At 30.9% G+C, this 10190-nt stretch carries 9 protein-coding genes, 1 tRNA gene and 1 pseudogene; all 11 read left to right on the top strand.

The genetic code is table 11. The annotated features are described in order from the left end of the window. Window positions 1-74: 74 nt before the first annotated feature. The 11 genes and pseudogenes from HMPREF3058_RS06110 (at window position 75) to fumC (ending at window position 10050) form a co-directional block, all read left to right on the top strand. Window positions 75-158, top strand: a tRNA-Leu gene (locus HMPREF3058_RS06110). Window positions 159-474: 316 nt separating this feature from the next. Continuing rightward, window positions 475-1323 carry a trypsin-like serine peptidase gene (locus tag HMPREF3058_RS06105; RefSeq protein WP_002491358.1) on the top strand — a complete coding sequence of 283 codons (849 nt, stop codon included), beginning with the start codon at window positions 475-477 and terminating at the stop codon, window positions 1321-1323. 226 nt (window positions 1324-1549) lie between these two features. Beyond that, the gene (locus HMPREF3058_RS06100) at window positions 1550-2608 is read left to right on the top strand and encodes a PTS sugar transporter subunit IIC (RefSeq protein WP_002446768.1); all 1059 of its coding nucleotides are present in this window, start codon (window positions 1550-1552) and stop codon (window positions 2606-2608) included. Between the two features lie 239 nt (window positions 2609-2847). Then, window positions 2848-4304: pseudogene (locus HMPREF3058_RS06095) on the top strand (ABC transporter substrate-binding protein/permease). Further along, the gene (locus tag HMPREF3058_RS06090) at window positions 4297-5019 is read left to right on the top strand and encodes an amino acid ABC transporter ATP-binding protein (protein WP_002446766.1); all 723 of its coding nucleotides are present in this window, start codon (window positions 4297-4299) and stop codon (window positions 5017-5019) included. Before HMPREF3058_RS06095 ends, HMPREF3058_RS06090 begins: the two are co-directional and overlap by 8 nt. Window positions 5020-5364: 345 nt before the next feature. Further along, window positions 5365-6495: a tRNA epoxyqueuosine(34) reductase QueG gene (queG, locus tag HMPREF3058_RS06085; protein WP_002476052.1), complete on the top strand. Its 1131-nt coding sequence runs from the start codon at window positions 5365-5367 to the stop codon at window positions 6493-6495. Next, complete coding sequence (trmL, locus tag HMPREF3058_RS06080; protein ID WP_002446764.1) at window positions 6492-6962, top strand: tRNA (uridine(34)/cytosine(34)/5-carboxymethylaminomethyluridine(34)-2'-O)-methyltransferase TrmL; 471 nt, start codon at window positions 6492-6494, stop codon at window positions 6960-6962. Before queG ends, trmL begins: the two co-directional genes overlap by 4 nt. A gap of 157 nt (window positions 6963-7119) precedes the next feature. Then, window positions 7120-7719, top strand: a complete 600-nt coding sequence (locus tag HMPREF3058_RS06075; protein WP_002491357.1) for a 6-phosphogluconolactonase — start codon at window positions 7120-7122, stop codon at window positions 7717-7719. 23 nt (window positions 7720-7742) lie between these two features. After that, entirely contained in the window at window positions 7743-7904 is a 162-nt protein-coding gene (locus HMPREF3058_RS06070) for an SAS053 family DNA gyrase inhibitor (protein ID WP_002490111.1), read from the top strand. A gap of 172 nt (window positions 7905-8076) precedes the next feature. After that, complete coding sequence (locus tag HMPREF3058_RS06065) at window positions 8077-8481, top strand: hypothetical protein (RefSeq protein WP_002446761.1); 405 nt, start codon at window positions 8077-8079, stop codon at window positions 8479-8481. A 183-nt stretch (window positions 8482-8664) separates the two neighbouring features. Next, entirely contained in the window at window positions 8665-10050 is a 1386-nt protein-coding gene (fumC, locus tag HMPREF3058_RS06060; protein ID WP_002491359.1) for a class II fumarate hydratase, read from the top strand. Window positions 10051-10190: the final 140 nt, after the last annotated feature.

The following is a 10190-nucleotide window of genomic DNA, read 5'->3' as shown; positions in this document are numbered from 1 at the left end:
TGAGATATAGGTGTAAATCCTATCTTCCGCTCCATTATTTACTTCCATTGGGAAGTTTTTTGTTTATATATTGAGCCGGTGTGGCGGAATTGGCAGACGCGCGGGACTCAAAATCCCGTTCCTTTATTGGAGTGTCGGTTCGATCCCGACCACCGGTATAAATTCAAATTTTTTTAGAGTGAAAACATTGTAAGTTTAATGTTTTCACTTTTTTAATTTTTTAAGAGCTAATTGTTATTTATCATTTGATAGTCTCTAAAATTTTATAAATAAGTAAGTTACTAATAATTGTGTCCAAATTCTTATAAAAAACATTTAAATAAATAAGTATAATATTTAATAAAATGCAAACAGATAGGGTTTTTATTTTAACATTTAGGCATTTAATCACATATTTTTTTCAGTTTATATATATAATTTAATTATAACAGCTGTTATTAAAAAATAATTTTTATAATTTTTGGAGGTTATCATATGAAAAAGAGATTTTTATCTATATGTACAATGACAATTGCAGCGTTAGTAACTACTACAATGGTAAATACTTCTTATGCAAAAACCGATACACAAAGCCATAATCATTCCTCACTTGGCACAGAAAACAAAAATGTTTTAGATATTAATAGTTCGAGCCATAATATTAAACCAAGTCAAAATAAAAGTTACCCAAGTGTAATATTGCCTAATAATAATAGACATCAAATTTTTAATACTACACAAGGTCATTATGATGCTGTTAGTTTTATTTATATACCAATAGATGGTGGATATATGAGTGGTTCAGGTGTTGTTGTAGGTGAAAATGAAATATTAACTAATAAACACGTCGTTAATGGAGCTAAGGGTAATCCAAGAAATATTAGTGTCCATCCTTCAGCTAAAAATGAAAATGACTATCCTAATGGCAAATTTGTGGGTCAAGAAATCATACCGTATCCTGGTAATAGTGATTTAGCAATCTTAAGAGTGTCACCGAACGAACATAATCAACATATTGGGCAAGTAGTTAAACCTGCAACTATAAGTAGCAATACAGATACTAGAATTAATGAAAACATCACTGTTACTGGTTACCCTGGTGACAAACCGTTAGCCACAATGTGGGAAAGTGTAGGTAAGGTTGTCTATATTGGTGGCGAGGAATTAAGATATGACCTAAGTACTGTAGGTGGAAACTCTGGATCTCCAGTATTTAATGGTAAAAATCAAGTTATTGGAATACATTATGGTGGCGTAGATAATAAATACAATAGCAGTGTTTATATAAATGATTTCGTTCAGCAATTCCTAAGAAACAATATACCTGATATAAATATTCAATAATTAAATTTAGTTTTTATAATATATATAGTGTATGCATCCATTGGTTAAATGTACAATTTAACCTTGGATGCTTTTTTTATCTAATAAGTAAATGTTAAATATTATCCATATATAAGAATAATTGCTCACTTTTCTTTAATTATTGACATGAAATTTGATATTAAATGATTGTTTATATTTCGTTTCTATAATACGATTAATTTAATGTTTTAAATGGAGGTTTAACATGAGTCATTCGCAAATCAATGGAAAGCGATTTTTTAACAACATTTTGAATGCAGTAGGTGCAGGTGTAGTTATTGCATTATTACCTAATGCCTTATTAGGTGAATTATTAAAATTCTTTAAAGAAGGTAATCATGTACTAGAAACGATTTTTCAGCTAGTAACAATCATACAATCTTTTATGGCTTTTATTATAGGAGTTCTTGCTGCGCACCAATTTAAATTTAAAGGTACAGGTGCTGCAATAATTGGTATTTCAGCAATGCTAGGTTCTGGAGCAGTACACTATAATGGACAAACAATTGAATTAAAAGGAATTGGAGATATTATAAATGTAATTTTAGTAGTTATATTAGCTTGTTTCATTTATATGTTTTTAGAAGGTAAATTAGGTTCCTTAGAAATGATTATTTTACCCGTTTTAGTTCCTGTAATTAGTGGATTAATAGGGTTATTAACATTACCTTACGTTCAAGTCATTACGCAGTCACTAGGAAAACTAGTAAACAGGTTCACAGAATTAAATCCATTATTAATGTCTATATTAATTTGTGTAACATTTTCTTTATTAATGGTAACTCCAATCTCGTTAGTTGCTATAGCAACAGCAATTAATCTTACTGGTTTAGGAAGTGGTGCTGCAAATATGGGAATAGTTGCAGCTTGTGTAACCTTTTTATTTGGATCTTTAAGAGTTAATTCTCTAGGAGTTAACGTGGTATTACTCATAGGTGCTGCTAAAATGATGATTCCTGTTTACTTAAAGCATTTAATTATAGCTATTCCATTGACAATTAATGGAGTCATATGTGGTATAGTTGCATATATTTTAAAAATTAAAGGGACTGCACTATCTGCTGGTTTTGGTTATACTGGACTGGTTGGTCCCATCAATGCATTAAACCGTATGTCGGGAAATCCATCTATGAATATTATTTTATTAGCTATTGGATATTTCGTTATACCATTTGTAGGTGCCTTTATTGTACATAAAATTTGTAAAAAAGTATTAAGTACTTACAGTGATGAGATTTATAAATTTGAAATCTCAAAAGATTAATTTTAATTATTATATTAGGAAATAGTGTATGATATATAACAAACTCTTTGTTTTTTCTTAAGTTATAAGCTGAAATTTGAATAACTTAATGAACATATTTATTAAGTTTAGATAGCATAAAATACCCGAGATACTCAATGTCTCGGGTATTTTTTTATACAATATTTGGAAATCTAATTGCGCACGTATGAGTATTTATGTATAATAATGTATAATTATTAAAAAGGAGGTTAAAAACAATGAAGTGTTTGTTCAAAATGTTATCAATCATAATATTAATGTTAAGTACTTTCACGTTATTTATCAGTCCGAGTACATATGCAAATGAAGATGAAAATTGGACTAAAATTAAAAATCGAGGAGAACTAAGAGTTGGATTATCAGCTGATTATGCACCTTTAGAATTTGAAAAGACGATACATGGTAAAACTGAATATGCAGGTGTAGATATAGAATTAGCTAAAAAATTGCGAAAGATAATCATTTAAAGTTAAAAATTGTAAACATGCAATTTGATAGCTTATTAGGTGCACTCAAGACCGGTAAAATCGATATTATCATATCCGGTATGACGACAACTCCCGAACGAAAAAAAGAAGTGGATTTTACAAAACCTTACATGATTACAAACAATGTGATGATGATTAAAAAAGATGAAGCAAAACGTTATCAAAATATCAAAGATTTTGAAGGCAAAAACATAGCTGCACAAAAAGGAACAGATCAAGAAAAAATTGCACAAACTGAGATTGAAGATAGTAAAATTTCTTCGCTCAATAGATTACCTGAGGCTATATTATCTTTAAAAAGTGGAAAAGTAGCGGGTGTAGTTGTTGAAAAACCAGTAGGTGAGGCCTATTTAAAACAAAATTCTGAACTAACATTTTCAAAGACTAAATTTAATGAAGAAAAGAAACAAACATGTATAGCTGTTCCTAAGAACTCTCCTGTACTTTTAGATAAGTTAAATCAAACAATTGATAATGTAAAAGAAAAAAATTTAATTGATCAATACATGACAAAAGCAGCCGAAGATATGCAAGATGATGGAAATTTTATTTCTAAATATGGCAGTTTTTTTATTAAAGGAATTAAAAATACTATTTTGATTTCATTAGTAGGTGTGGTATTGGGGTCTATTTTAGGCTCTTTTATAGCTTTATTAAAATTAAGTAAAATTAGACCATTACAATGGATAGCAGGTATATACATAGAATTTTTAAGAGGTACTCCAATGCTTGTGCAAGTGTTCATTGTATTTTTTGGGACTACTGCAGCTTTGGGGTTAGATATTTCAGCTTTAATTTGTGGTACTATTGCGCTTGTTATAAATTCTTCAGCCTACATTGCTGAGATTTTTAGAGCTGGTATTAATGCTGTAGATAAAGGACAAACTGAAGCTGCTAGAAGTTTAGGAATGAATTATAGACAGACTATGCAATCAGTAGTTTTGCCACAGGCAATTAAGAAAATTTTACCTGCTTTAGGTAATGAATTTGTAACCTTGATTAAAGAATCGTCTATAGTTTCCACAATTGGAGTGAGTGAAATCATGTTTAATGCACAAGTTGTACAAGGAATATCTTTTGATCCATTCACACCATTGTTAGTTGCAGCATTACTATATTTCTTACTTACATTTGCACTTACACGTGTTATGAATTTTATTGAAGGGAGAATGAGTGCCAGTGATTAATATTAAAAATTTAAATAAAAAATTTGGAGCAAATGAAGTATTGAGAGATATTAATCTTACTGTTGATAAAGGTGAAGTGGTTGCAATAATTGGACCATCTGGAAGTGGTAAAAGTACTTTACTCCGTTGTATGAATTTGTTAGATGTACCTTCAAAGGGTAAAGTTATATTTGAAGATAATGAATTAACCCAACATAATGTTCAATTAGATAATTTACGACAAAAAATGGGTATGGTATTTCAAAATTTTAATTTATTTCCTCATAAAAAGGTCATTGAAAATGTAATGTTAGCACCACTTTTATTACATAAAGATAGTAAAGATCAATTAAAAGAGAAAGCTTTATATTTACTTGAAAAAGTGGGGCTTAAAGATAAAGCAGATTCATATCCTAATCAACTGTCTGGAGGTCAAAAACAAAGAGTTGCTATTGCAAGAGCTTTGGCAATGGAACCTGATGTTATGTTATTTGATGAACCAACATCTGCACTTGATCCTGAAGTAGTAGGGGATGTTTTAAAAGTAATGAGACAATTAGCGAATGAAGGCATGACAATGGTGATTGTCACGCATGAGATGAACTTTGCTAAAGAAATAAGTGATAAAGTGGTATTTATGGCCGATGGTGTTGTGGTTGAATCTGGTACACCACAAAACATATTTGAAAATCCTCAACACAGTCGAACTCAAAATTTTTTATCACGAGTGTTATAAAATTTATTTTCGAATGATAAAAGTTAAAGTTTACTATTCTCAGTTAGCGAATTTGTTATAGTGACATTATTTTAAACTTTTAAAAGAGAATTAGTATATCATAAAAATACTTATAGAAGTTTGGAAACAAATACTTTTCTCAAGATTGAATTAATAAATAGTGTTAAAGTTATCTAAAACATGCATTTTTAAATCTAAATAGCGATAAGCTACACAATTTTGAAAGCCTATGATAATGATTTATATCATAGGCTATAATTTTTAATCATCACAATATTATGCCAACTCTGATACATAATTTTATGTTAGAATAGCATATGTAATTTTAAAAAGGTGGCAAAGCTTATGAACAATAAACTAAAAAAAGAAATTATAGACTTTGCTCATTCTATAGGCATTGATAGTATTGGATTTACAACTGCAGATCCTTTTGATGAATTGAAACAAAAATTAGAGGAATATCATGCAAAGGGGTATGCATCGGGTTTTGAGGAATCAAATATATCATTACGTACAGAACCTAAACTAAGTTTACCTAGCGCACGTTCTATCATCGCAATAGCTGTGGGTTATCCTAATAAACTTAAAGGTGCACCAAAAAGTGTTAAAGGTGATCGTCGAGGCATGTTTGCTAGGGCATCATGGGGCCAAGATTATCACAGCATTATGCGTAAGAGACTTGATAAATTAGCTGATTTCATCAAAGAAAAAGTACCTGATGTCGAAATCCAATCTATGGTGGATACTGGTGTATTGTCAGATAGAGCAGTAGCAGAAAGAGCTGGGTTAGGATTCACGGGTAGGAATGGATTTGTGATTTCTCCGGAATTAGGGACTTGGTCTTACCTAGGTGAAATGTTAGTAAGTATACCGTTTGAACCTGATGATCCATTATTAGATAGTTGTGGTGACTGTACAATTTGTGTTGATCGCTGCCCAACAGGTGCACTTGTTGGAAATGGTCAGTTAAATAGTCAAAAATGTATTAGTTTTTTAACTCAAACTAAAGGTTATCTTCAAGATGAATATCGATATAAAATTGGAAATAGATTATATGGGTGTGATACGTGTCAACAAGTTTGTCCTAAAAATCGTGGTATCAATACTCAGCATGATGATATTGTCTTGGAACCGGAAATTTTGAAGCCACGTCTTGTACCTTTACTTCAAATGAGCAACAAGAAATTCAAAAGTACATATGGACATTTAGCAGGTGCTTGGAGAGGTAAAAAACCAATACAAAGAAATGCTATTATAGCTTTGGCACATTTTAAAGAAGAAAGTGCTATACCAGAACTAAAAGAAGTTGCATTAAATGATCCAAGACCTATGATTAGAGGTACTGCATATTGGGCAATTGGACAAATTTTAGAGGATGATGCTATACCTTTTATTGATGCACATTATGAAAATGAGATTGAAGAAGTGCAGATCGAAATGAAAAAAGGTTTGCAAATGAGGAGAGAACAAAAATGACGAATCATATTGTACTATATCAGCCAGAAATACCAGCAAATACAGGAAATATTGCACGTACTTGTGCAGGGACTTTAACCCATCTTCATCTAATTAAACCACTCGGCTTTAGTACAGAAGACAAAATGTTAAAACGTGCAGGACTTGATTATTGGGAGCATGTTAATATTACATATCACGATAGTATTGAAGAATTTTTTGCTAATACAGAAGGTCACTACTATTTATTAACAAAATTTGGTAAACAGACCTACAGCGATTTTAATTTTTCTAATACTAATGAGGATTATTATTTTATCTTTGGTAAAGAAACTACTGGTCTTCCTGATTGGGTTAAGGAGAAATATGCAAAAACAGCTCTAAGAATTCCAATGAGTGACAATATACGTTCTCTTAATCTTTCTAATACTGCTGCTTTACTGATTTACGAAGCTTTGAGACAACAAGATTATCCTAACCTTTCATAATTAATGTTAATAGATAAAGTAAATGCAAGATAAACCCAAGAAATGTTATATTAATTGTGAACCTATAAAAAATAATAGTTTGATAATTAATACAAAGGGTATACTTTAAATTAAATCGACTTAATTAAAAGAGCAAACTTAGAGGAGTGTAGTTAACATGGCAATGAATTTTAAAGTATTTGACAATAGTGAAAAAGTAGCAGAATATACTGCAGATATTCTACGTAAGCAATTTAATAATAATCCAACTACAATTGCAGGATTTCATTTGGGCAAAGAACATGCACCAGTGTTTGATGAACTTAAGAAAAATGTGGAAAATCATGCAGTTGATTTCAGTCAAATAAATATTTTAGATTATGATGATAATCATTCTTATTATGAGGCTTTGGGTGTGCCAACTGGCCAAATTTATTCGATTTCTTACGAAAATGATGCAATTGACTTTATCTCAGATAAGATTAAGACTAAAGAAAATAAAGGTAAATTGACAATGCAAGTCCTTACGATTGATGAAAATGGCAAACTTGACGTTAGCGTACGTCAAGGTTTGATGGAAGCTAGAGAAATTTTCTTAGTTATTACTGGTGCTAATAAACGCGATATGGTAGAAAAACTTTACCGTGAAAATGGTAAGACTAGTTTTGAACCATCGGATTTAAAAGCACACCGTATGGTCAATGTTATCTTAGATAAAGAAGCGGCTGCAAGTTTACCTGAAGACGTAAAAGAGTACTTCACTGCACGTTTTGCATAAAATAAGTTTGTGAGGGATAAATGATGGCGAACAAAAAAGATTCCAAATTAAATTATCATGAAGAAGAAAACGCTATGGTGACTGATTTAGATGATTTAAAAGAATTAGGAAAAGAAATGGAACAAATTTCACAGGAGAATGATGAAGAAAAATTAAATCAACCTCATGATAACGAAGTTCGTTAAGATTTTAAAAATAGTAAATAGATTTTATATAAATCCAGTAGCTTATCAGTATGTTAAGTTATTGGATTTTTATATTTTATTATCTTTCACACGATTTGTTATATAAATATTCACTCCTTTTGATTGGTTATGATATGATACTTACAGTCATTAACACAAGGAGATTAATTAAATGTTAAGAAAATACTGGATTCACTTTGTTATAGTTACTGTTATAGTGAGTTTATTATCTATAAAAGGTTTTCCACTTGCTTTAGGCGCTTTATACTTGCCACTATTGTTCAAAATTGTACAACTTCAACTTAATTTATCAAAAGGTATTATTGATAATGTCAATGCACATACTTTTATAAAAAGTAATCAGTCTGGTGTGATGATTAGTGTGGTTTGTTGTCTATTAATAACGGGAGTTTTGACATACACCTTGGATGATTTTTATAATGAATTACCAGGATTTTTAGGTGTTTTAGTAAGTATAAGTCCTGTTACTCTCACTATAGGCGTGATACTATTTGTTTTAACAGCAATTGCTATTGTTCAGGCTACTAAAGCAAAATATCAACAACCTAAGAATTAAATAAGTAAGAAATATTTTAATATATGAGTCCTAAATGAGCATGAAAAAATTCATTTAGGACTCATTTTTATTTTATTAGGAAAATATTCTTTTAAATGAAAACGGTTTATTTCAACATTGCTCATCTAATTTAAATAGTGCTATACTACAATTAAACAAAGAACAATAGGGGGAGCGATATAGATGTCAGTCAGAATTGAACATGATACATTTGGAGAAATTGAAGTACCAGAAGACAAATATTGGGGTGCACAGACTGAAAGAAGTAAACGAAACTTTCCAGTTGGCAAAGAGCATATGCCTATAGAAGTCATTTACGGATTTGCTCAACTAAAAAGAGGTGCGGCCTTAGCAAATCATGAATTAGGAAAATTGAGTGATGAAAAAAAGAACGCCATCGTTTATGCTTGTGATCGTATTTTAAATGGAGAACTAGACGATCATTTTCCACTTGTTGTTTGGCAAACAGGTAGTGGTACACAAAGCAATATGAATGTTAATGAAGTCGTAAGTTATGTAGCTAATGAATACCTTAAGAAACATGGAAGCAAGGAAGCTATTCATCCAAATGATGATGTAAATAAATCTCAAAGTTCAAATGATACATTTCCTACAGCCATGCATGTCGCATTGTTCCATGAAGTTGAAACTAAGTTAGAGCCAGCACTTAACCATTTACGTCAAACTTTTAAAGAAAAAGAAGACCAATATCAATCAATCATTAAAATTGGACGCACACATTTGCAAGATGCAACGCCTATTAAACTAGGTCAAGAGATAAGTGGTTGGCGCTATATGTTAGAAAAATGTGAGCAATTACTATCAGAATCAAAAAAGCATATTTTAAATTTAGCAATTGGTGGCACTGCAGTAGGAACGGGAATTAATGCTCATCCAGAATTTGGTCATAAAGTAGCTAAATATATTTCCAAAAACACAGGGTATGCTTTCGTATCATCTGAAAACAAATTTCATGCTTTAACTTCTCATGATGAGATTGTACAATTACATGGTACATTAAAGGCGCTAGCGACAGATTTAATGAAAATTGCAAATGATATTAGATGGCTAGCCTCTGGACCGCGTGCAGGTCTTGCTGAGATTTCAATTCCAGAAAATGAACCCGGATCTTCTATTATGCCAGGAAAAGTAAATCCAACACAATGTGAAATGTTAACTATGGTAGCAGTACAAGTCATGGGGAATGATACGACGGTAGGTATCGCAAGTTCACAAGGTAATTTTGAACTAAATGTATTTAAACCGGTAATTATGCATAACACTTTACAATCTATCTACTTATTAGCAAATGGAATGAATACCTTTAATAAAAACTGTGCAATTGGTATTCAACCGATTGAAGAAAACATTAATAATTATTTAAATCAATCATTAATGCTAGTTACGGCTCTGAATCCTCATATTGGATATGAGAAAGCAGCCCAAATAGCTAAAAAGGCACACAAAGAAGGACTTACTTTAAAAGAATCTGCAATAGAAAGTGGATATGTAACTGAATCACAATTTGAAGAGTGGATAAAACCAGAAGATATGGTAGACCCACATTAATTTTCTAGATTATAAAAATTACGGTTAAAAATAAATCTTTACGATTTGGGTTGGACAATAAAAGCGGTGCAAAATTGAAAATGAGGCTGGGACATAAAGTCCCAGAATAAGTAAATAAAGACAATTTCTATTGAAATAAT

This window comes from Staphylococcus sp. HMSC068G11 (genome assembly GCF_001815825.1).
Classification (GTDB): Bacteria; Bacillota; Bacilli; order Staphylococcales; family Staphylococcaceae; genus Staphylococcus; species Staphylococcus epidermidis.
This window is presented reverse-complemented; position numbering and strand designations above follow the sequence as displayed.